The organism is Streptomyces canus, assembly GCF_001514145.1.
GTDB classification, from domain to species: domain Bacteria; phylum Actinomycetota; class Actinomycetes; order Streptomycetales; family Streptomycetaceae; genus Streptomyces; species Streptomyces canus.
In genome coordinates this window covers 234664-256336 of sequence record NZ_KQ948665.1, presented here as the reverse complement: position 1 = coordinate 256336, position 21673 = coordinate 234664, and the positions used below count along the sequence as shown (strand labels likewise).

Genomic DNA, 21673 nt, shown 5'->3' with positions numbered 1-21673 from the left:
GCCAGAACGGGGTGTGGGTGGTCACCCGTGGGCGTCGCCTGTCAGCGCTGGCCGGCTTCGCAGGTCCAGGGACGGCCCAGGGACGGCCCAGGGACGGCCCAGGGACGGCCCAAGGGCTTGGCGCCCGCGGTCTAGTGCCTCGCCCACCGCCGCAGTTTCGCGGTGATGCGCTCCTTCGAGAGCCGGCTCCCTGCGGTCTCGCTCGGGCTGGCCATGAACGCCGTGATCGGTGTCCATCGCTTGCGCCCCGTGCGAGTCGTCCACCTGAAGGCAGGGAAGTCCGAGACGGCGGTGATGTGCTCTCGCACGATGACCCGCGTGCGCAAATAGCCACGGATCGTCGCCTTACGGTTGTCGCAGGTGACACCGAGTCGATATCCCCGGACAGCGATAAATGCAAAACCGATCACGGCGGCCCAAGCCACGAGCCGCGAATACCCGCCATCGGCTTGAGTTGCATAAGCAACGCCCACCGCTGCGGGGATGGCACCGAGGGCGCTGTTCGCGAGCCGGTTCAACGTCGATGGCGACAGCTCCATGACGCTCCTCGTCTGCCATCTGTGCGGTGCTACGCCGCTGCCGTCGGTTTCCTGAGTTCGACAAATCGCCGCCAGGCCACTCGCAAATTGATCAAGAACAAAACGGATCCCGCGATGGGCCAACCTATGGATCCACCATCCAGGTAGCTCTGAATGCCGAGAGACAGCAGCATCAGACCGACTACAGGGCCACCCACCAGGTCGAGGAAGGTCTTCGCCCACCTCCCGATCTTCGCCACGTTGACCACGACTTGATCGTGACAGGCGACCACCCTCGCTGCCAAGGCTTCAATGCCACCCAGGCCAAGCGTGCTTCTCAGCAGGAAGACGGCGGTATGCACAGGGAGCCTCCCGGAGCGTTCCAAACGGAACGGAAGGCCAGCCCTGGCGGCCTTTCCGCGAGTGACCGGCCCCGGTGTAGAAGATCGTTCGGCGTCGACCGCCGCTATTCGCACTCAGCGGGGGGCCCGGACCTGGCCCGATTCCTCACCTGTACAGCCAGGACCAGCGCCGTCGTGACCACCAGGACAAGGTTCAGTGTGTCAGCAGCCATGACGATGGCGAAGGGTGCGCCGACCATGTGCGGCACCTTGGCGACGAGCATGCCAAGACCCATGAGCAGGGGCATCCATATCGAGTAGAAGCGCATGCCCTCGCGGGGGCGCGCTCCTTTGTGAACCTTCGCCCGCTCCCACCAGCGGCAGCCGAAACTGAGAAGAACCAGCAAGCAGCCCATCCCGACGACGGACCAGTCCATGAACCTGAGCATCGATACCCCTCGTCGGCAGGGATCTGCGTGTCACGGCATCACTGCGACTCGTTCCCTCAGTGCAGAGAGCCTGTCAGACCGGCCATACGACGGGAATGAACCGGTCAGCTCCTTAGAGTGATCTTTACCCCTCTCGCAGAGGTGCCGAGCGTCCTGTACCCACCGCCTTCCGCGGTGGACGGCATGGGAGCTCCCCGCGCAGCGCCGGCCGATCCCCCACCGGAGCCAGAGGTGCACCGAGGCGCTCGGGGCCACGAATGTGACGCTCTTGAGTTCCTCGGCCTGCGGCGGATCCCCTCACTGCCTCCGGAGCAGGCCCGATCCAGCCCGCTTCCTCCGCAGCCCGCTGGGCCATTCCAGGGCCGAGCCACCTATTCCGCTGCCACGATGCGCTCCACGGCGGCCGTCACCAGTTGTTCACGCTCTGCCTCCGTGAACACGTCCGGCAGCGTGAGCTGCTCAACGATCAGCCAGTTCAGCGTCAGGATGAGCAGCTTGACCGCCATGGCGTCGCCAGGGAGGCCGGAAGCCTCGTGATAGGCGACGTTGGCGTCGACGTCGGCCCGCACTCGCTGAGTGAGGACCTTGCGTAGTTCGGGGCGGCGGGTGGCTTCAAGGCGGAGTTCCAGCAGCGCGAGATAACCGGTACGGAAGGAGGCGATGCGGCCGACGAGTTCACGCATCAGCTCCGCATAGGTTTCCCGGTCGCGGCCGGCCGCCTGTTGGCGGGCGATCGTGGCCTCGTCAGGCTGGAGCCGCTCGTAGACCCGGGCGCCGGCGTGCGTGAGCAGGTCGTCGCGACTGGAGAAGTAGTTGGACGCCGTGCCGGCGGGAACGGCTGCCTCGGCATCCACAGCCCGGAAAGTCAGGCCGCGGGCGCCTTCCCTGGCCAACACCTCGATCGCCGAGTCCACGAGGGCCGCGCGCCGCTGGTCATTCCGTCTCACCATTGACACCACTCCACATGTAGTACTACGTTCAAACCACTTCAAGTAGAGTACTACGCGTGGGGGATTTCCATGCGAAAGCTCGTGTACTACATCGGCGTCTCGCTCGACGGCCGCATCGCCGGCCCCGGTGGCGAGTTCGACTTCTTCCCGCAGGGCGATGAGCAGCAGACCGCCGCCTACTCGAGCTGGATGAACGCGCTGTACCCGGAGACCATCCCGACCGCCTACCGCGCGGCCGTCGGCGTCGCCGACGCGCCCAACCGGCGTTTCGACACCGTCGTCATGGGCCTCGGTACCTACCGTCCCGCCTTCGACAACGGGATCACCAGCCCGTACGCACACCTGCGCCAGTACGTCGTGTCCAGCACCCTCAAGCCGGACACCGACCCAGCCGTCACCGTCGTGCCGAGCGACCCGCTCTCCCTCGTCCGTGAGCTCAAGGGCGAGGTGGGCGCCGGCCTGGACATCTGGCTCTGCGGGGGCGGCCGGCTCGCGGGCACCCTGCTGCCCGAGATGGACGAGCTGCTGATCAAGACGTATCCGGTCATTGCCGGTACCGGAATCCCGGTAGTCGACGGTCCCTTCGACCCCACCGTCTTCGACGTGGCCGAGCGCACCGCCTTCCCCAACGGCGTCACCCTCACCCGCCTCACCCGCCGCTAGGCGGCTTCGAGACCCTGACGACGCGGCCCCCGCCCTGAACAGGACGGGGGCCGGGAAAGCCGTACAAGCGAAGTAAGTCAGCCGGAGCCCACGAACAGCACCAGCAGCAGCCACACCACCGGAGCCGTCGGCAGGAGGGAGTCCAGGCGGTCCATGATGCCGCCGTGGCCCGGCAGCAGTGTGCCCATGTCCTTGATGCCGAGGTCCCGCTTGATCATCGACTCGCCCAGGTCACCCAGCGTCGCGCTGGCCGCGACCGCGAGACCGATGAGCAGGCCCTGCCACCAGGTGCCGTCGTCGATCAGGAACTGCATGCACAGCGCGCCCGCCACCATCGCGAAGAGCACCGCTCCGACCAGGCCCTCACGGGTCTTGCCGGGGCTGATGCGCGGCGCGAGCTTGTGGGTGCCGAAGCGCCAGCCGACGGCGTACGCGCCGGTGTCGCTGACGACGGTCAGGAGCAGGAACATCAGCACCCGGGCCGCCCCGTCCTCGGCCGTCAGCATCATCGCGACGAACGTGGCCAGGAACGGGACGTAGAACGCGGCGAAGACGCCCGCCGTGACGTCCTTGAGGTAGCCCTCCGGCGGTTCCGTCATCCGCCAGACGAGGACGGCGAGCGCCGTGAGCGCCATGGCGACCCAGGCCCCCTCGGCGCCTCTGACGTATCCCGTGACGACCATCGCGGCCCCGCCGAGCGCCAGCGGCACGAGCGGCGCCTTGATGCCCTTGCGCTCCTGAAGCCTGCTGGTCAGCTCCCACAGACCCACGACGACGGCGACGGCTATCACGCCGACGAACGCGGCCTTGACGAAGAACAGCGACGCGATGATCACCGCACCGAGTCCGACCCCGACCCCTATGGCGGCACCCAGATCCCGCCCCGCGCTCTTCTTCTGCGGCGCGGGCGCCGGCTGCGAGGAGTCGGGCATGGGCTCCGGATTCTGCTTCTGCGGCGCCGCCGCATAGGGCTGCGCCGACGTGGTCTCGTCGCGGAACCTCTCGTTCCGGAACGCCTCGTCCCGGAACTGGTCGTCCCGGAACAAGGGACCGCTCAGCCGAGCGGCCCCCCGGTCGTCATCCTGGTCGCCGCCGTATCGAGGTTCAGCGGGTCCGTCGGGCACGATGGGCATGGGCCGAGTGTGCTGCGCGTCATGCGCATCGTACGCGGGACCCGCCGGGTCAGCCCCCTGGGCAGGCCCCTGGTCGGACGGCCCCCAGTACCCGGCGTGGGGCGGCGTCGCCCAGGAAGAGTCGTTCATCAGACCTCGAGAAGCTCTGCTTCCTTGTGCTTGAGGAGCTCGTCCACCTGGGCGACGTACTTGTGCGTCGCGTCGTCGAGCTCCTTCTCCGCACGGCGGCCCTCGTCCTCGCCGACCTCGCCGTCCTTGACGAGCTTGTCGATCGCGTCCTTGGCCTTGCGGCGGACCGAGCGGATGGACACGCGCGAGTCCTCGGCCTTGGCCTTGGCGACCTTGATGTAGTCGCGGCGGCGCTCCTCGGTGAGCTCGGGGAACACCACCCGGATGATGTTGCCGTCGTTGCTCGGGTTGACGCCCAGGTCGGAGTCGCGGATCGCCTGTTCGATGTTGCGCAGGGCGGTCTTGTCGAACGGGGTCACCACGGCCATGCGCGGCTCCGGAACGGAGAACGAAGCCAGCTGGTTGATCGGCGTCGGCGCGCCGTAGTAGTCGGCCACGATCTTGTTGAACATCGCCGGGTGCGCACGCCCGGTGCGGATCGCGGCGAAGTCCTCCTTGGCGACCACGACGGCCTTCTCCATCTTCTCCTCGGCCTCGAGGAGGGTCTCTTCGATCACCACTTGCTCCTGCGTGTCTTGAGTAGGCCCGGCTGCTGTTCCGTATGCGTGGGGGCGGCGGCCGGCTGCGTCGCGTCTTCTTCCTGCACGGTTCCCGACCGGCAGGACATTGTCCATCCCCCGGTCAGGGACCGGGTGTATCCCGGGTCAGTCCCGGCTGTCCTGGTCACCCACAAGCGTGCCGATCTTCTCACCCTTGACGGCGCGCGCGATATTGCCCTCCGCCAGGAGCTCGAACACCAGGATCGGAAGCTTGTTGTCGCGGCACAGCGTGACGGCGGTGGCGTCGGCGACCTTCAGGTCACGGGTGATGACCTCGCCGTATCCGAGGGCGTCGAACTTGACCGCGTCGGGGTTCGTCTTCGGGTCGGAGTCGTAGACCCCGTCCACGCCGTTCTTGCCCATCAGCAGCGCCTCGGCGTCGATCTCCAGGGCCCGCTGGGCGGCGGTGGTGTCGGTGGAGAAGTACGGCATGCCCATACCGGCGCCGAAGATGACCACGCGGCCCTTCTCCAGATGGCGCACGGCACGCAGCGGGATGTACGGCTCGGCGACCTGGCCCATGGTGATGGCGGTCTGCACCCGGCTGTCGATGCCCTCCTTCTCCAGGAAGTCCTGGAGGGCGAGGCAGTTCATCACGGTGCCGAGCATGCCCATGTAGTCCGAGCGGGCGCGGTCCATGCCGCGCTGCTGGAGTTCGGCACCGCGGAAGAAGTTGCCGCCACCGATGACGACGGCGATCTCGGCACCGTCGCGGACGACGGCGGCGATCTCACGGGCGATCTTGTGCACCACGTCGGGGTCCACACCCAGGCCCCCGCCACCGGCGAACGCCTCTCCGGACAGCTTCAGCAGAAACCGGCCGCGCACATTGCCGTCGTCGCTCTTCTGGGCCTTGGTGGTCATGGGGATCCCGCCTCTTTCACCTGTTGCACATACGAAGAAGGCCACTGCCGGTGGGAACTGGTTCGCATCCCATGCGCGGCAATGGCCTCCTCGTCAGATCTGCTGTCGTCCGCCACGCGCGTGCGTGGCGGCGTACCGGACGACTGCTGACGACCCTATAGGGCCCGCGCGTCGCTCGCGGTACGGACTCAGATGCCGACCTTGATGCGCGTGAAGCGCTTCAGGGTGACACCGGCCTCGTCCAGAACCTTCTGGACCGACTTCTTGTTGTCGAGCGCGTACGGCTGACCGAGCAGTGTGGCGTCCTTGAAGAAGCCGTTGAGGCGACCCTCGACGATCTTCGGCAGGGCGGCCTCGGGCTTGCCCTCGGCGCGGGTGGTCTCCTCGGCGACGCGGCGCTCGGACTCGACGACCTCGGCCGGCACGTCCTCCTTGGAGAGGTACTTCGGCGCGAAGGCGGCGATGTGCTGGGCGACACCGCGGGCGACCTCGGGGTTCGGCTTGTCCAGCTCGACGAGGACACCGATCTGCGGGGGCAGGTCGGGCATCGTGCGGTGCATGTACGCGGTCACGAAGCCGTCGGCGAACTGCGCGAAGCGGTCCAGGACGATCTTCTCGCCGAGGTTGGCGTTGGCCTCGTCCACGAACGCCTGGACGGTCTTGCCGGCCTCGATCTCGGAGGCGAGCAGGGCCTCCAGGTCGGCCGGGGAGGTCGCGGCGACGTGCTGCGCGATCTGGTTGGCGACGGACTGGAACTTCTCGCCCTTGGCGACGAAGTCCGTCTCGCACTTGAGCTCGACGAGGACGCCGGAGGAGTTGTCGTCGGCGATGATCGAGACCACGGCGCCGTTCTCGGCGGAGCGGCCCTCGCGCTTGGCGACGCCCTTCTGGCCCTTGATCCGGAGCGCCTCGACGGCCTTCTCGACGTCGCCCGCGGCCTCGTCCAGCGCCTTCTTGCAGTCCATCATGCCGGCGCCCGTGAGCTCACGGAGCTTCTTGACGTCGGCGGCGGTGTAGTTCGCCATGAGTCTGTGAATCTTTCTCGAAGTCTGGAAGATCGAAGATCTACGGGGTCTACGGCCCCTATGTAGCCGGGGCCGCCGACTCTCCGCTGACCTACGGGTGAACGGCGGGAGCGGAGTTCATGCCCCCGCTCCCGCCGTCACCCCTGACGCTGACGGATCAGGCCTGCTCGGCGTCCGCGGCCGGAGCGGCCTCGGCGGCGGGAGCCTCGGCAGCGGGCGCCTCGGCCGGGGCCTCGGCAGCGGGGGCCTCGGCAGCAGGAGCCTCGGTGGCCTCCGCGGCCGGAGCGGCCTCGGCGGCGGGCGCCTCCTCGGCCTTCTTCTCGCCGCCCTCGAGCAGGTCGCGCTCCCACTCGGCGAGCGGCTCGCCCGCGGCCTTCTCGCCCTTGTCACCGGTGGCGACGCGCGAGCGGGAGATGAGCCCCTCGGCGACGGCGTCGGCGATCACACGGGTGAGCAGGGTGACGGAGCGGATCGCGTCGTCGTTGCCCGGGATCTTGTAGTCGACCTCGTCGGGGTCGCAGTTGGTGTCGAGGATGGCGACGACCGGGATGTTGAGCTTCCGGGCCTCGCCGACCGCGATGTGCTCCTTCTTGGTGTCCACGATCCAGACGGCGCTGGGCACCTTCTGCATCTCGCGGATACCACCGAGGGTCTTCTCCAGCTTGGCCTTCTCGCGCGAGAGCACGAGAAGCTCCTTCTTGGTCAGACCCGACGCGGCGACGTCCTCGAAGTCGATCTGCTCGAGCTCCTTGAGGCGCTGCAGACGCTTGTAGACGGTCGAGAAGTTGGTGAGCATGCCGCCCAGCCAGCGCTGGTTGACGTAGGGCATGCCGACGCGGGTGGCCTGCTCGGCGATGGCCTCCTGCGCCTGCTTCTTCGTGCCGACGAACATGACCGTGCCGCCGTGGGCGACGGTCTCCTTGACGAACTCGTAGGCGCGGTCGATGTACGACAGCGACTGGAGCAGGTCGATGATGTAGATGCCGTTGCGCTCCGTGAAGATGAACCGCTTCATCTTCGGGTTCCAACGACGGGTCTGGTGACCGAAGTGGACGCCGCTTTCCAGCAGCTCCCGCATCGTGACGACGGCCATGGCCGTTCTCCTTGGTGTTCTCGGTTGTGCCGCGCGCGCCGGATGGCACTCGCGCCTGACGCCCGCGATGCGCCTTGCCACTAGGGACCGAGAGGCGCTGACACCGGCTGTGTGAGGGCCTGATGTCGGGGCGTGCGAAGTCGACCCGGTGACCCGGATCGCCAGAAGAAGTGTACGGGACCCGCGAGGTACCGGGTGACGCCGTTGTCCACAACCCGGGAGTAGTCCACAGGTCCCGGCCACGACCGGGGCGGGTGCGGGACGGTTTCCGCATGCGAGCGAAGCGGTACGGACGATGCGGTACGTGGCTGGTGCTGGGGTTCCTGCTGCTGTTGACGGCGCCGACGCCCACACCCCGGCCGCCCTTTCTCACCCCGACGGCCACGGACACCTCGGTCCCGGCGATCGGCCGCGCCTGGCCCGTGGGCGCCCGTCCGACGGTTCTGCGCGGCTGGGAACCGCCGGCGACGGCGTACGGCCGCGGCCACCGGGGCGTGGACCTGGCGGCACCTCCGGGCAGCCCGGTACGAGCGGTGGCGCCGGGCCGGGTGTCCTTCGCGGGGCGGGTGGCGGGGAAGGGAGTGGTCTCGGTGGAACTGACGGGAACGGACCTTCGAACGACCTACGAACCGGTGACGGCGTCGGTGGAGAAGGGCGCCGAGGTGGCGGCGGGCGAGGTGGTGGGCACGGTCGAACCGACGGGCTCCCACTGCACGACCACCTGCGTGCACTGGGGCTTACGGAGGGGCGAGACCTACCTGGATCCGCTGTCCCTGCTCCCGCCATGGCTGTTGCGCAGGGGTCCGTCGAGACTGCTCCCGGTACTGGACGTCCCGCTGCCCTGACCGCGGGCAGCAGCCGCTCGGGGCGGCTCCCGGCTCACAGAGGCGGCAGTCCGCAAGCGCGGGCAAGTGAAACCCACGCCCAGCCGGCCTCAGCCCCGCACACCCCGCAGCGCCATGGAAACCGCGGCCTCGGTGATCACGGACGGCTCCTCCGCGGCCCCCAGCTCGATCCTGCGCACCGCCGCGTCCACCACGCCCTGCACCAGCATCGCCGCCAGCCGAGGCTGTGCATGCCCCATCTCGCCGAGCGCCTCGACGATCATCGCCACCAGCCCTCCGTGCGCCGCCCGGATCTTCTCCCGGGCCCCCGCGTCCAGCTCACTCGCGGAGATGGCCACGACAGCCCGGTGCCGCCGGTCCCCCACCAACGCCAGCTGCCGGCGCACATACGCCTCGACCCTGGCCTCGGGGTCCTCCGCCGCGGCCATCGCCGCCGAGACCTCCGCGGCCCAGACGGGGAAGTCGACCGCGCACAGCTCCTCGACCACGGCGGCCCGCGACCGGAAGTACTCGTACACGGACGATCGCGCGAGGCCCGTCCGCTCGGCGAGAGCCGGGAAGGTCAGCGCCTCCGTCCCGCCCTCGGACAACAAAGACCGAGCCGCGTCCAGCAGGGCGGCTCGCTGCATCGACCGGTGCTCGGCCACGGAGGCCGCTCGAATCCTTGGCACGTCAACCACTGTACGGACGCACCACTGCGGACGGGAGTCACTCCATCCGACCAGCCGTGACCGAGAGGCCGTACGGCCAGGTCAGCGACCGAAACTGGCCAGCTTCGCCCGCAGTTGCAGCACGGACTTGGTGTGGATCTGGCTGACCCGGCTCTCGGTCACGCCCAGCACGTTCCCGATCTCCGCGAGGGTGAGCCCCTCGTAGTAGTACAGGGTGACGACGGTCTTCTCGCGCTCGGGCAGCGTGTTGATGGCCCGCGCCAGGAACCGTCTGAGCTCCCGGTCCTCGGCGACCTCCACGGGGTTGTCCGCGGCGGTGTCCTCCAGGGTGTCCATGAGGCTCAGCCGGTCGCCGCCCTCGCCCCCTACGTGCAGCAGCTCCTCCAGCGCCACCACGTTGGCCAGCGACAACTGGCTGAAGACCGCGTGGAGATCGTCCACCGCGATCCCCAGCTCGCCGGCGACCTCCCCCTCCGTGGGCGTCCGCCTGAGCCGCGCCTCCAGCGTCGCGTACGCCCGCTCGACGTTGCGCGCCTTCTGGCGCACGGACCGGGGGATCCAGTCCAGCGCCCGCAATTCGTCGATCATCGCGCCCCGGATCCGGGTGATCGCGTACGTCTCGAACTTGATCTCCCGGTCGATGTCGAACTTCTCGATCGCGTCGATCAGCCCGAAGACTCCCGAGGACACGAAGTCCGCCTGCTCGACGTTGGGCGGCAGCCCGACGCTCACCCGCCCGGCCACGTACTTCACGAGCGGCGAGTAGTGCAGGATCAGCTGCTCACGCAGCCGCTCGTCTCCCGTCGCCTTGTACGACCGCCACAGCTCGTCGAGCGTCGAGGGAGCGGGCGGCCGCACGCTGCCACCGTCACGGGCGGCTGGGGGGATCGCCGCCCGGTCGGACCCGGAAGTGTGCTGGGGCATTCGTCGCCTTGTGCCGTTCTGCCGTGAAGTACGCGATGTACGTGAAGTGCGTCGGAATCCCCGTGAGCGTAGCGTGACTGAAGAGTCGCAGTGCGCAAACAACGTGGCCGAGTGCACGCGCGGATGCGTTCCGCCGGCCGCTCCCCCGGGGCACGGGAGTCACCCTGTGTGATCACCGGAACACTCCAACTGCGGGAAACCGCAAGGACTTCGGGCTTCGCCCGGACGGCCGAACACGCTCGGTCAACACGGGCCGCGACCGCCCTGGACGGAGATCATCGCCTGGCGTGTCAACTTCCAGCTGTCGCCGTGTCGTTCGACGTAACCAAGTGCACGGAGTTCGTACAGTCTCGCGATGGCGTCGTCCGGCGTCGTCTGCGCACCGCGCGCGATCTCCTCCACTCCGGCCTCCCGTCGTCCGGGCAGCGCGGACAGCACCCTCCGTGCCGCAGGGGCCAGCAGATCGCGCGGCAGCACGGGCCCGCGCCGGTCCGGGGCCAGCTCCCCCATGTCGCCGACCAGCTCCACGACTTCCGCGGCGTCCGTGACCAGCGTGGCGTGCCCGCGCAGCAGCTCGTGCACTCCGGCAGACAGGCTGCTGGTGGCCGGCCCGGGCACTCCTATCGTGTGACGGCCCAGCCGCTGTGCCGCACGGGCGGTGACCAGCGAGCCGCTGCGATGGGCGGCCTCGACGACCACGGTGCCCCGGGTGAGGGCGGCGATCACCCTGTTGCGCAGCACGAATCTGCTGGGCGTCGGATGATCGCCGGGCGGCAACTCCCCGATCACCAGACCCTGTTCCGCGATCCTGGTGATCAACTGGGTGTGTCCGCGTGGGTAGGGCCGGTCGACCCCGCAGGCCAGGACGGCCACGGTGGCGCCGCCTGCACCGAGAGCACCGCGGTGGGCGGCGCCGTCGACCCCGTACGCCCCGCCGGACACGACGACCCAGCCGCGCTCGGCGAGCCCGGTGCCGAGGGTGGCCGCCATGTGAGCCCCGTACTCGGTACAGGCACGGGCTCCCACCAGGGCGACGGACCTCAAGGCCCACATCCGCAGGCTGGGCAGCCCCCGCACCCACAGTCCGATCGGCCGCGCGTCCGCCAGATCGTCGAGCTGCCCCGGCCACTCGGCGCTCCCGGGCACGACGAAGCGCGCCCCCGCGTCGTGGGCGACGGCCAGATCCCGGCGGGGCTCGGCCACCCGAGCCCGCGCCCGCAACCCACTCCACCGCTTCTCGCTCACCCCGGGCAACGGCTCCCCGGACCCCCGCAACCGCGAGGCGACCTCCCCCACACCCCACTCCCGGATCCACCGCCCGCCGACCTCGTCCCCGGGCTCGACGACCCGAGCGAGGAAGACGCGGTCGAGCAGCTCACCGTCGGGTTCGTCGCCGGTCATGCCGGCGCCCCGATGGCCATGGGCACTCCCCGGGGCACTCCGGTGCGCAGTTGCAGCGCCAGGGCGACGTCCGTCGCGTCCGGGCGGTCGTGTCCGGCGAGGTCCGCGACCGTCCAGGCGACACGCAGCACACGGTCGAGCCCCCGGGCGGTCAGGACGCCCCGCTCCAGATTGCGCTCGGCCTCGTCCATCGCCCCGGACACGGCGTGCCAGCGGCTTCGCAGCTCGCGCCCGGGCACGTCGCTGTTGGTCCGCCACGGGGAGCCGGCGAAGCGCGTCGCCGCCCGTTCCCTGGCAGCCCGCACCCGGTCGGCGACCACGGCGGTCGACTCGCCCCGGGCACCGCGCCCGGCAAGCTGGTCACGCGTGACCCGGTCCACCTGCACCCGCAGGTCGACCCGGTCGAGCAGCGGACCGGAGAGCCGGGCCTGGTAGCGCCGGATCGCCGAGGGCGGACACTCGCAGAAGTCGTCGGTCTGCGAGAAGCGACCGCAGGGGCACGGATTCGCCGCGAGCACCATCAGGAACCTCGCCGGAAACCGCACCACGCCCGCGCTGCGCGCGATCACCACGTGCCCCGCCTCCAGCGGCTGCCGCAGCGCGTCGAGGGCCTGGGTGTTGAACTCGGGTGTCTCGTCCAGAAAGAGGACGCCTCGATGAGACAGCGACACCGCCCCGGGACGGGCGATACCGGGTCCGCCGCCGACGATGGCCTGCATGGTGGCCGAGTGGTGCGGAGCGCAGTAGGGGGCGGCGTCGATCAGGGGCTTGCCCGGCGGCAGCAGACCCGCCACCGAGTGCACCGCCGTGACCTCGAGCGACTCCTCCCGGGCCAGCCGGGGCAGGATCGCGGGCAGCCGCTCCGCGAGCATCGTCTTGCCCGCGCCGGGCGGGCCCTCCAGGAACAGGTGGTGGCCGCCGGCCGCCGCCACCTCCACCGCGGTCCGCGCCGAGATCTGACCGACGACGTCGGCCAGGTCGTGACCGTGGTCCTGCTGCGCGGCTCCGGAGGTGTGCATGCCGGTGGCGGCCCCCCTGCCCGGCACGCGCAGGCCGGCCAGCAGCGGATCGGGGCGGCCCGGCTCGTCGGGTTCCTCGTCGGGCACCGGCTCGTCCGTGAGGACCGCGATCAGCTGCCGCAGGGTGCGCACGCCGAGCACGGAGACCCCGGGCACCAGCGACGCCTCGGCGGCGGCGCACTCCGGCACCACGACCTGCTCATAGCCGGCGTCCGCGGCGGCCAGTACCGCGGGCAGGATGCCCCGGACGGGCCGCACCCGACCGTCCAGCCCCAGCTCTCCGATCATCACGATGTCGGCGAGCACGCGCGGGTCGATCCGCTCGGAGGCACCCAGCACGGCACACGCGACGGCAAGGTCGAATCCCGAACCCCCCTTCGGCACCGATGCCGGACTGAGCCCCACCGTGAGCTTCTTCTGGGGCCAGTCACCGCCCGAGTTGACGACGGCCGCCCGAACCCGGTCCCGGCTCTCCGTCAAACTCTTGTCCGGCAACCCCACCAGAGTGAACGCCGCCACCCCGGGCTCCAGGTCCGCCTGGACCTCGACCACGACTCCCTCGACGCCCACCAGCGCCACCGAGCACGTACGAGCGAAACCCATCTCAGGCCACCCCCCGCGCATGCTCGACCACGGGCGCGCCGCGCTGCGGCAGGACCACACCCACCAGGTCGATGCGGACGCCTCCCGGTGGCGCGCCTCCGTGGGCGTGGATCCAGCAGGCGGCGAGGCCCCGCAGGCGCTCCGCCTTCTCGGGGGTCACCGCGGCCATGGGGTGCTCGAAGGCGCCCGCCCGCCGTGTCTTGACCTCGCAGACGACCAGGACCTCGCCGTCCCGCGCCACGATGTCGATCTCGCCCGTCCTGCCACAGCGCCAGTTGCGCTCCAGGACCGTCATCCCGGCCTCGGTCAGCCGCCTCGCGGCCAGACTCTCGCCGTACTTGCCGAGTGCACTGCGTGCGTTCATGTCGGCACCACCTCCGGCGCCAACGATCACGCAGCCCCCTCCACCGAGTTGATCTTGGTGGACTACTCACCGGTTGTGGAAAACCGAGTCACCCACAAGCGTCACCCGCCCGGCAACTCCAGGTCGCTCTTGTTCAGCTCCTCGATGTTCACGTCCTTGAACGTCAACACCCGGACCTGTTTCACGAAGCGAGCCGGCCGATACATGTCCCACACCCACGCATCCGCCATGGACACCTCGAAGAACACTTCGCCCTGGACCGAGTGCACCTGCATCTCGTAGTCGTTGGTCAGGTAGAAGCGCCGCTCGGTCTCGATCACGTATTTGAACAGACCGACGACATCGCGGTACTCCCGGTAGAGCTTGAGCTCCATCTCGGTCTCGTACTTCTCGAGGTCCTCGGCGCTCATGGCATGTTCCCCTTCAGCCGTGCGATCCCACCATTGTGCGCCAGTCCCGTCAGCCCCTAGACGATTTCGGTGTCCAGGGTCACGGGCCCGGCCGGGGGACCTTCGTCGAGCAGGCTGCGCAGCAGCTCGGCGAGTCTGGTCGGATACACCGTCTCATGTGCCTGGCTCAGTTCCTGACACGTCCACCAGCGCGCTCCGGCGACACTGCGCCGCTCGAGCTCGGTCAGGGCCGTGGCCCGGGTGGCCGTCACCGTCGTACGGGCCAGGTAGTACCACTCGTCCTGATCCCAGCGACGGCCCGCGAACGGGAACGAGCATGTCCGCCGCCAGAGCACCGGCCCGAGGTCCACCTCGGTGATGCCGGTCTCCTCGGCGAGTTCCCTCAGTGCGGCCTCTTCACGGGTCTCCTCGCCCTCCAGTCCGCCGCCGGGCGTGAACCACCAGTCGTCGGCCGGATCGTCCGGCTCGTGTCCGTGCAGCAGCAGGATGCGGTCCTCGGGATCGAGCAGGACCACCCGGGCCACCTTGCGCAGTCCGCCTTCGGGCGAGTCGTCGTGCCCGGCCGACACCTCAGCGGGCACCGGCGGGCTCCGTCCGGACGCGGGAGCGCCCGCCGAAGAGCTTGGCGACGGGCCCGTACGCCCCACCGCCCAGAACGAGCACCGCACCGGCGACGATCAGGATGAAGATCGTACGCAGCGGTCCGGGCGAGGAGAGCGCGCCGAGCGGCTCGAAGCCGGTGGGGCGCTCCAGCATGCCCTTCATGGGCCAGACGACGGCATCCACCCGAGCGGTCACGGCCGAGCGTGCGACGGTGCCCTGGGCGGCGTCGGTGAGGTGGGCGGAGGAGTCCAGCGAGCCCTGGCGCTCGTCGCCGAGCAGGAACAGGCGGTCTTCGGGCACCTTCACCGTCGGGATGGACTTGTCCTCGACCACGCCGCCCTTGAGATAGATCTCGTCGATCTTCTTACCGTTGACGGTCAGCTTCCCGTCGGTGCAGCAGGAGACGGTGTCCCCGCCGACCGCGACGACCCGCTTGACCACCGAGGCGCCGGTCACCCAGCTCTTGTCGGTGAAGACGACGACATCGCCCCGGCGTATCTCGTCGCCGTCGACGCGCTGCGCCAGCACCCGGTCGCCCGCGTCGATCGTGGGCGTCATCGAGCCGGTGGGCACGGTGTACGGCCGGTACAGCACCGCTCCCCAGGCGAATCCCCCGAGAAACAGCACCAGGCCCAGTGCGACGGCCAGTCCGGACAGTCGCTGTCCGGTCCGGCCGCCCACCGGGCCCGTGCTGGTGCCGCCGCGCTGCGGGGCCGTACGTGTAGTGCTCTCGCCACCCATGGACCCGCACCCTACCCGGCGGTACCGGGCCGGGGCAGCCCCTCCTCCCCCGCCGGGATCACCCGCTCCGCAAAGCTTTCGCCAGGTCGCGCGGTACCCCCGGTGACCAGGGTGTGATCAGCGGGTCCGCTCTGCGGTGATCTTCCTGCGCCGCCACAGCGCCACCGGCACCACACCGACGAGGGCGATCCCCTGCGGCGCGACCGTCAGGACGGCGGAGGCCGACGAAGCGTTGTTGATGCCGGCCTGGTCGAAGGTGTCGGGCTTGGGCAGCGTGCCCCAGCGGTTGAGCGGCCAGGCCTTCACGACGGCGCGCCCGACGACATCGTCGACCGGGACCATGCCGTGGTGCTTGTCCGACTGGTTATAGCGCGAGTCACGGGAGTTCTGCCGGTGGTCGCCCATCACCCAGATGTAGCCCTTGGGGACCTTCACCGTGAACTGGCCGCCCTGGTCGTCCTGGCTGCACGGGGTGTTGCCGGGGTAGACGTACGACGCCTCGCTCAGCGCCTTGCCGTTGACCTTCAGCGGGCCGGTGCCCTCGCAGGAGACGGTGTCGCCACCCACGCCGACGACGCGCTTGATGAGGTCCTTCTCCTCGGCGGAGGGCATCAGGCCGATCCAGGAGAGGAACGTCTGTACGGCGTTCGGATCCGCCGTCGGCTCGCCCGCCAGCCAGTTGTCGGGGTCGTGGAAGACGACGACCTCGCCGCGCTCGGGCTCGGAGCCGAACCACGGGGTGAGCTTGTCGACCAGGACGCGGTCGCCCTCCTGGAGGGTGTTCTGCATCGAGTCGGACGGGATCGAGAAGGCCTGCACCAGAAACGTCTTGATCAGCAGCGCCAGCACGAGCGCGATGCCGATCAGGATGGGCAGTTCCTTCCAGAAGGAGCGCGGCTTCTTCGCCTTGGGGGCCGAGTCGCCGGGTCCCCCTCCCGTTACCTCCGTCGCCATGCCGTCCTCGGTCGCCCCGGAGTCATTCCCGGAGGTCACGGCGCTGTCCGCGGCCGGGTCGGCTGCTTCCACGGGGCGTCCGCGGTGCTCCTCGCCGTCGTGCCCGGATCGTGCGCCAACCGCCACATCCCCCACGCCAACTCCTTACTCTGTGCCGCCGCCTGCCCCAGGTTCGGCGCAGGCCCACCACTCCCATAACGAGCGGGAGTTCCGCAGGGCTCGGGAGTTGGATCGCTTGATTCGGATCCTCGGGAGCAACCCTAAGCGACGCCTGGGAGCCTGAGGTCGTCCCTGGTGCCGAGTCGGCCACGGAAGAGTAAGTTTTCGGTTCTTTCAGTGTCGTCCAGTGCCCAAATGGCCAGGCGATGACCATGGCCCGCCCGACCACCGAGTCCAGGGAGACGGTGCCGCCGTAGTCGGTGTCCTGGTGCGAGCGGGAGTCCGCGGAGTTGGCGCGGTGGTCCCCCATCACCCACAGCCGGCCCTGCGGGACGGTGATGTCGAACTGCTGGGCGGAGGGGGCGTTCCCGGGATAGAGATAGTCGGTCTCGCTCAGGGGGACGCCGTTGACGGTGACCCGCCCCTGGGCGTCGCAGCACTTGACACGGTCGCCACCGACCCCGACGACCCGCTTGATGAGGTCCTTCTCGTTGTCGGACGGCAGCAGGCCGATGAAGGTCAGGCCCTCTTTGACCTGCTTGACGACGATGGGGTCGTCCTTCTTCGTCGTGGTCTGCTCGTCCTGGAGCCAGCCGCCGGGGTCCTTGAAGACGACGACGTCCCCGCGCTGCGGCTCGGAGCCGAACCACGGGGTGAACTTGTCGACCAGGACGCGGTCGCCGATCCGGATCGTCTGTTCCATCGAGCCGGACGGGATCACGAACGCCTGGACGAGGAAGGTCTTCAGGACCAGGGCTATGAGGACGGCCACGCCGACAAGGAGGGGTATCTCCTTGACCGCGCCGCGCCTTCTGCGCCGCTTGACCTTGCGCTGGAGCTTGCGCCGCTCCGCGCGCGAACGGCCTCCCGTGGGGCCGGAGGAACGCCGGACGCCGGTGGGCAGCAGATTGTCGGCGGCGGAACTCGACACACCGCGCGGTTTGCCGCGGTTACCCATGCGCGCCCTCCGCTGCGGGCACGCGCGCGTAGGCGGCGGAACGGTGCAGACGGGTAGCGTGCCCGGCGGGCCAGATGATCCAGTCGGCCCGTCCGAGAACATCGTCGACGGGGATCATGCCGCCGCCCGGTGAGCCCAGGTGGTCCCGGGAGTCGCTGGAGACGCTGCGGTGGTCACCGAGGACGAACAGCGCGCCGTCGGGCACCTCGACGTCGAAGGACACCGAGGACGGGCTGTCGCCCGGGTACAGGAAGCCCGACTCGTCGACCGACCGGCCGTTCACCTCGATCCTCCCCACCTTGTCGCAGCAGACCACGTGGTCTCCCCCCACACCCACAACGCGCTTGATGTAGTCCCCGTCCCCGAAATACCCGGTTCCGTCGAACACGACCACATCTCCCCGCTGGGGCACGGCACCGAAACGGTACGCCAACCTATTTACGAGAACGCGGTCCCCGATCCTCAATCCGTTTTCCATGGATCCGCTGGGAATCTGGAAAGGTCTGACCACGAACGTACTGATCAGCAAAAGAAAGACCAGGCAGACCAGCAGGGTCAGTGAGATCCGGCCGCCGGGCAGCCACTGGGTGATTCTCGACACCAACGCGAAACGCGACCGTCCCTCCGCGGCCCCTGGTGCGGGGCGGGAGGAGCGGTCGCGCTCCGTCGGCTGTGCTTCGGTGTCCATCGGGGCCAGATGCTATCCGGCCGCGCTGTGACGTCCGCGAAGCGCTCAGTTGTCGCGCTTCTCCTTGATCTTCGCGGCCTTGCCGCGGAGCTCGCGCAGGTAGTACAGCTTCGCGCGACGCACGTCACCGCGGGTGACGAGCTCGATCTTCTCGACGATCGGGGTGTGCACCGGGAAGGTGCGCTCGACGCCGACGGAGAACGAGACCTTGCGGACCGTGAAGGTCTCGCGGACACCGGCGCCCTGGCGACGGATCACCACGCCCTTGAACTGCTGCACACGGGAGCGGTTGCCCTCGATGACGCGGACGTGGACGTTGACGGTGTCACCCGGGCGGAAGGCCGGGATGTCGCTGCGCAGCGACGCGGAGTCGACGGAGTCGAGCAGGTGAGACATTTCGTCTGCTTTCTTCGCCCATGCCACAGGTCATCGGCGGTAGCTAGTGTTTCGTGAGGAGGCTGTCCGTGCCGGGGCGGGCGTCGTGTCCCCCTGTGGCAGGGGCGCACGCCGGACGACGCACAACAGCGGCCTATTGTTCCACGGCTTGTGGCCTGCGCCAAAATCGGCCGTACGGCTCCCCCGCCGGGTCCGGCGCCCAGCCCAGGATGGAGAGCATCTCGCGGTCCTTCTTGTCGAAGGCCCCCGGGTCACAGCGCTCGATGAGGTCGGGCCGGTTGGCCGCCGTACGCCGGAGTGCCTCGTCGCGGCGCCAGCGCGCGATCTTGCCGTGGTGCCCGCTGAGCAGCACGTCCGGGATGCCGCGGCCGCGCCACTCGGGCGGCTTGGTGTAGACGGGGCCTTCGAGCAGGTTCGCCATGGCTCCGGGCGCGAAGGAGTCGTCCCGGTGCGACTCGGCGTTGCCCAGCACACCGGGCAGCAGCCGGGCCACCGCCTCGGTGACCACCAGTACGGCCGCTTCGCCGCCGGCGAGGACGTAGTCGCCGATGGACACCTCGTGGACGGGCATCCGGGTGGCGTACTCGTCGATCACCCGGCGGTCGATGCCCTCGTAGCGCGCCGGCGTGAAGATCAGCCAGGGGCGCTCGGAGAGCTCCACGGCGAGTTCCTGGGTGAAGGGGCGGCCGCTCGGGGTGGGGACGATGAGCGCGGGCGCGTGGGAGCCCGTCTCGTAGCCGTCCGCGAGCACGCAGTCCAGCGCGTCCCCCCAGGGGTCGGTCTTCATGACCATGCCCGGGCCGCCGCCGTACGGGGTGTCGTCGACGGTGTTGTGCCGGTCGTGCGTCCACTCGCGCAGATCATGGACGTGCACGTCCAGCTGCCCACGCGCGCGTGCCTTGCCGACCAGGGAGACGTTGAGGGGTTCGAGGTACGCGGGGAAGATCGTGACGACGTCGAGCCGCATCAGGACTCGTCCTCGGAGTCCTGAGAGTCCTCGGAGTCCCGGGAGGACGCGATCTCGGCGCGGTCGTCGATCAGCCCGGGCGGTGGTGTGATGACCGCCTTCTGCTCCGCCAGGTCGATCTCGGCGACGATCTCCTCGACGAACGGGATCATCACCTCGCTGCCGTCGGGTCGCTCGACGATGAAGAGGTCCTGGGAGGGCAGGTGCGAGATCTCGGTGATCCGCCCGACCTCGACGCCGTCCGCGGTGACCACGTCGAGGTCCATCAGCTGGTGGTCGTAGTACTCGTCCTCCTCCTCCGGCAGCTCCTCCGGATCGACGTCAGCGATCAGGAGGGTGTTGCGGAGGGCCTCGGCGGCGGTGCGGTCCTTCACGCCCTCGAAGCGCAGGAGGAGGCGGCCGCTGTGGACGCGGCCGGACTCGATGGTGAGCGGCCCCGTGGAGGGCGGGTCGGTGGCCAGGACGGCACCGGGGGCGAGCCTGAGTTCGGGCTCGTCGGTTCGTACCTCGACGGTGACGTCGCCCTTGATGCCGTGGGCGCGGCCGATCCGTGCGACTACCAGCTGCACTGTGCTTGCTCTCCTGTCATACGACTACGGGCCGGGGACGGCCCGATGGCCCTCCCCGGCCCGAGCCGGTGCTGCGTTTGACGTCAGCGGACGTGGTCGACGTCGACGAGGTCGACGCGGACACCGCGGCCGCCGATGGCGCCCACGACGGTGCGCAGGGCACGCGCGGTGCGGCCGTTGCGGCCGATCACCTTGCCGAGGTCGTCGGGGTGGACCCGGACCTCGAGAACGCGCCCGCGGCGCAGGTTGCGCGAGGCGACCTGCACATCGTCAGGGTTGTCGACGATGCCCTTCACGAGGTGCTCGAGAGCCTCCTCGAGCATGCTCAGGCCTCGGTCGACCCGGACTCGGCCGCGGCCTCGTCCTTCTTCTCAGCCTTCTTCTTCTGGGTGATGGCCTCACCCTTGCCCTCGTCGTCGCCGCCAAGGGCCTCGAACGAGGGACGCGCGGCCTTCTCGGCCGGCTGGAGCAGCGGAGCCGGGGCGGGCTCGCCCTTGAACTTCTGCCAGTCGCCGGTCTTCTTCAGGATGGCGAGGACGGGCTCGGTCGGCTGCGCGCCGACACCGAGCCAGTACGCCACACGGTCGGCGTCGACCTCGATGCGCGAGGGGTTCTGCACCGGGTGGTACAGGCCGATCTCCTCGATCGCACGGCCGTCACGGCGGGTGCGGGAGTCGGCGACGACGATGCGGTAGTGAGGCGAACGGATCTTGCCCAGACGCTTCAGCTTGATCTTGACTGCCACGGGAGTGGGTTCTCCTGGATTTGACGTGGTTGGGCACGGCGAGATTGCCGCGTGGGGTTGCGGTACCCGAGTGCCCGATGGACGCGTCAGCCGGAGGCGAGAGGGTTCCTGTGCGGCTGTCGAGTACAGCTAGTCATTGTGCCACACCCCGCGGCTCACGTCGGACCGAGGCCGCGCACGTGCATGCCCGAGGGGCACCCGGCGTTCCAGGTGCCCTCGGGCCGACCGCGACTGCCACGAGCAGCCGCGATCTCAGCCTGCCGCCGCGCCCACGATCTCGGGGATGCGGAACGGCTTGCCGCAGCCCCCGCAGACGATCGGTGCCTGGGCCAGGACGGAGGGGACGACCCTCACATTGCGGCCGCAGTCGCAGACCGCCTTGACCCGGACCCCGCCTCCGGAGGAGCCGTGACGGGCCGCCGGCCCCCGGAAGGAGCGGGCGGTGTCGGCGGAGGTCGCCGCCGTGTGGGCCTTGAGGGCGCGCTGGAGCTGATCGATGGTCGGGCGATACCGACGCTTTGCCTCGGGGGTGAGCGTGACCAGTGAGAAGCCGCTGCTCGGGTGCGGCTCCTCGGGGTGGTCCAGGCCCATCTCCTCGGCGATCGCGAGGAATCTGCGGTTGTGGTAGCGGCCGGCGCGGGAGGTGTCGCGAATGCCTCGCGCGGCGGCGATGCCGTGGACTGCCTCGTGAAGCAGTCGCTCGAAGGAGAGCTCGTGACCGCACGCGGACGACGACTCCCCGATCAGGGACTCTGGCGCGGCAAGGTCGGGCAGCTCGGGGTGGTACCGCTGAATGTCGGCCCACGCCTCTGCCAGCTCTGCGGCGAGAACAGGTGGTGTCTGTGTCGTGCTCACGTAATGACAACGAGCCGGAGTGCCCCTGTGTTCCTAT

The 21673-nt window shown here is 69.5% G+C and carries 28 protein-coding genes; 2 read left to right on the top strand and 26 right to left on the bottom strand.

All coding sequences use genetic code 11. From position 1 onward, the window contains the following. Positions 1-131 precede the first annotated feature (131 nt). From AQJ46_RS30085 to AQJ46_RS30070, 4 genes are all read right to left on the bottom strand, one after another. The gene (locus AQJ46_RS30085) at positions 132-539 is read right to left on the bottom strand and encodes a hypothetical protein (RefSeq protein WP_059208536.1); all 408 of its coding nucleotides are present in this window, start codon (positions 537-539) and stop codon (positions 132-134) included. A 29-nt stretch (positions 540-568) separates the two neighbouring features. Then, the gene (locus AQJ46_RS30080; RefSeq protein ID WP_225887418.1) at positions 569-880 is read right to left on the bottom strand and encodes a hypothetical protein; all 312 of its coding nucleotides are present in this window, start codon (positions 878-880) and stop codon (positions 569-571) included. 104 nt (positions 881-984) lie between these two features. After that, on the bottom strand, positions 985-1296 hold the full coding sequence (locus tag AQJ46_RS30075; RefSeq protein ID WP_159064066.1) for a hypothetical protein: 312 nt from the start codon (positions 1294-1296) through the stop codon (positions 985-987). A gap of 383 nt (positions 1297-1679) precedes the next feature. Beyond that, the gene (locus AQJ46_RS30070; protein ID WP_059208534.1) at positions 1680-2258 is read right to left on the bottom strand and encodes a TetR/AcrR family transcriptional regulator; all 579 of its coding nucleotides are present in this window, start codon (positions 2256-2258) and stop codon (positions 1680-1682) included. Positions 2259-2327: 69 nt separating this feature from the next. Here AQJ46_RS30070 and AQJ46_RS30065 point away from each other — a divergent pair, with 69 nt between their 5' ends. Next, positions 2328-2921 carry a dihydrofolate reductase family protein gene (locus AQJ46_RS30065; RefSeq protein WP_059208533.1) on the top strand — a complete coding sequence of 198 codons (594 nt, stop codon included), beginning with the start codon at positions 2328-2330 and terminating at the stop codon, positions 2919-2921. A 77-nt stretch (positions 2922-2998) separates the two neighbouring features. On the opposite strand, the gene AQJ46_RS30060 is transcribed toward AQJ46_RS30065, so the two are convergent. The 5 genes from AQJ46_RS30060 to rpsB all read right to left on the bottom strand — a co-directional run bounded on the left by AQJ46_RS30060 (position 2999) and on the right by rpsB (position 7764). Then, positions 2999-4183 carry a phosphatidate cytidylyltransferase gene (locus AQJ46_RS30060; protein WP_057616569.1) on the bottom strand — a complete coding sequence of 395 codons (1185 nt, stop codon included), beginning with the start codon at positions 4181-4183 and terminating at the stop codon, positions 2999-3001. Next, a complete protein-coding gene (gene frr, locus AQJ46_RS30055; RefSeq protein WP_057616820.1) occupies positions 4183-4740 on the bottom strand; it encodes a ribosome recycling factor in 558 nt (185 codons plus the stop codon). Before frr ends, AQJ46_RS30060 begins: the two co-directional genes overlap by 1 nt. Positions 4741-4887: 147 nt before the next feature. Beyond that, positions 4888-5646, bottom strand: a complete 759-nt coding sequence (gene pyrH, locus AQJ46_RS30050) for a UMP kinase (RefSeq protein ID WP_057616567.1) — start codon at positions 5644-5646, stop codon at positions 4888-4890. Positions 5647-5834: 188 nt separating this feature from the next. After that, entirely contained in the window at positions 5835-6671 is an 837-nt protein-coding gene (tsf, locus tag AQJ46_RS30045) for a translation elongation factor Ts (protein ID WP_059208532.1), read from the bottom strand. A gap of 157 nt (positions 6672-6828) precedes the next feature. Beyond that, positions 6829-7764, bottom strand: coding sequence for a 30S ribosomal protein S2 (gene rpsB, locus AQJ46_RS30040; RefSeq protein ID WP_059208531.1), 936 nt, complete (start codon positions 7762-7764; stop codon positions 6829-6831). A 272-nt stretch (positions 7765-8036) separates the two neighbouring features. On the opposite strand from rpsB, the gene AQJ46_RS30035 reads away from it, so the two are divergent. Further along, on the top strand, positions 8037-8609 hold the full coding sequence (locus AQJ46_RS30035) for a murein hydrolase activator EnvC family protein (RefSeq protein ID WP_059208639.1): 573 nt from the start codon (positions 8037-8039) through the stop codon (positions 8607-8609). An 89-nt stretch (positions 8610-8698) separates the two neighbouring features. On the opposite strand, the gene AQJ46_RS30030 is transcribed toward AQJ46_RS30035, so the two are convergent. From AQJ46_RS30030 to AQJ46_RS29950, 17 genes are all read right to left on the bottom strand, one after another. Continuing rightward, complete coding sequence (locus tag AQJ46_RS30030) at positions 8699-9256, bottom strand: TetR/AcrR family transcriptional regulator (protein ID WP_059208530.1); 558 nt, start codon at positions 9254-9256, stop codon at positions 8699-8701. Between the two features lie 105 nt (positions 9257-9361). After that, positions 9362-10204, bottom strand: coding sequence for an RNA polymerase sigma factor WhiG (gene whiG, locus AQJ46_RS30025; RefSeq protein WP_057616558.1), 843 nt, complete (start codon positions 10202-10204; stop codon positions 9362-9364). Between the two features lie 243 nt (positions 10205-10447). Beyond that, positions 10448-11605 carry a DNA-processing protein DprA gene (dprA, locus tag AQJ46_RS30020; protein ID WP_059208529.1) on the bottom strand — a complete coding sequence of 386 codons (1158 nt, stop codon included), beginning with the start codon at positions 11603-11605 and terminating at the stop codon, positions 10448-10450. Continuing rightward, on the bottom strand, positions 11602-13227 hold the full coding sequence (locus tag AQJ46_RS30015; RefSeq protein WP_059208528.1) for a YifB family Mg chelatase-like AAA ATPase: 1626 nt from the start codon (positions 13225-13227) through the stop codon (positions 11602-11604). The genes dprA and AQJ46_RS30015 overlap by 4 nt, the downstream gene beginning before the upstream one ends. A gap of 1 nt (position 13228) precedes the next feature. Then, positions 13229-13591, bottom strand: coding sequence for a YraN family protein (locus AQJ46_RS30010; protein WP_057616551.1), 363 nt, complete (start codon positions 13589-13591; stop codon positions 13229-13231). A gap of 101 nt (positions 13592-13692) precedes the next feature. Continuing rightward, positions 13693-14001, bottom strand: a complete 309-nt coding sequence (locus AQJ46_RS30005; protein ID WP_003965949.1) for a DUF2469 domain-containing protein — start codon at positions 13999-14001, stop codon at positions 13693-13695. Between the two features lie 56 nt (positions 14002-14057). After that, positions 14058-14582, bottom strand: coding sequence for an NUDIX hydrolase (locus AQJ46_RS30000; RefSeq protein ID WP_059208527.1), 525 nt, complete (start codon positions 14580-14582; stop codon positions 14058-14060). Beyond that, positions 14572-15345, bottom strand: a complete 774-nt coding sequence (lepB, locus tag AQJ46_RS29995; protein WP_059208526.1) for a signal peptidase I — start codon at positions 15343-15345, stop codon at positions 14572-14574. The genes AQJ46_RS30000 and lepB (AQJ46_RS29995) overlap by 11 nt, the downstream gene beginning before the upstream one ends. Positions 15346-15462: 117 nt before the next feature. Next, positions 15463-16434 carry a signal peptidase I gene (lepB, locus tag AQJ46_RS29990; RefSeq protein ID WP_079072480.1) on the bottom strand — a complete coding sequence of 324 codons (972 nt, stop codon included), beginning with the start codon at positions 16432-16434 and terminating at the stop codon, positions 15463-15465. Next, the gene (gene lepB, locus AQJ46_RS29985; RefSeq protein ID WP_059208525.1) at positions 16322-17416 is read right to left on the bottom strand and encodes a signal peptidase I; all 1095 of its coding nucleotides are present in this window, start codon (positions 17414-17416) and stop codon (positions 16322-16324) included. Before lepB (AQJ46_RS29985) ends, lepB (AQJ46_RS29990) begins: the two co-directional genes overlap by 113 nt. Continuing rightward, positions 17409-18104 carry a signal peptidase I gene (gene lepB / locus AQJ46_RS29980; protein WP_059208524.1) on the bottom strand — a complete coding sequence of 232 codons (696 nt, stop codon included), beginning with the start codon at positions 18102-18104 and terminating at the stop codon, positions 17409-17411. The genes lepB (AQJ46_RS29985) and lepB (AQJ46_RS29980) overlap by 8 nt, the downstream gene beginning before the upstream one ends. Before the next feature lie 45 nt (positions 18105-18149). Beyond that, entirely contained in the window at positions 18150-18500 is a 351-nt protein-coding gene (rplS, locus tag AQJ46_RS29975; RefSeq protein ID WP_013000407.1) for a 50S ribosomal protein L19, read from the bottom strand. 133 nt (positions 18501-18633) lie between these two features. Further along, complete coding sequence (gene trmD / locus AQJ46_RS29970) at positions 18634-19467, bottom strand: tRNA (guanosine(37)-N1)-methyltransferase TrmD (protein WP_059208523.1); 834 nt, start codon at positions 19465-19467, stop codon at positions 18634-18636. After that, the gene (gene rimM / locus AQJ46_RS29965) at positions 19467-20036 is read right to left on the bottom strand and encodes a ribosome maturation factor RimM (RefSeq protein ID WP_059208522.1); all 570 of its coding nucleotides are present in this window, start codon (positions 20034-20036) and stop codon (positions 19467-19469) included. Before rimM ends, trmD begins: the two co-directional genes overlap by 1 nt. A gap of 83 nt (positions 20037-20119) precedes the next feature. Further along, complete coding sequence (locus tag AQJ46_RS29960) at positions 20120-20359, bottom strand: RNA-binding protein (RefSeq protein ID WP_003973401.1); 240 nt, start codon at positions 20357-20359, stop codon at positions 20120-20122. A gap of 2 nt (positions 20360-20361) precedes the next feature. Further along, on the bottom strand, positions 20362-20781 hold the full coding sequence (gene rpsP / locus AQJ46_RS29955) for a 30S ribosomal protein S16 (protein WP_059208521.1): 420 nt from the start codon (positions 20779-20781) through the stop codon (positions 20362-20364). Positions 20782-21033: 252 nt separating this feature from the next. Next, positions 21034-21636: a hypothetical protein gene (locus AQJ46_RS29950; protein WP_057616534.1), complete on the bottom strand. Its 603-nt coding sequence runs from the start codon at positions 21634-21636 to the stop codon at positions 21034-21036. Positions 21637-21673 lie beyond the last annotated feature (37 nt).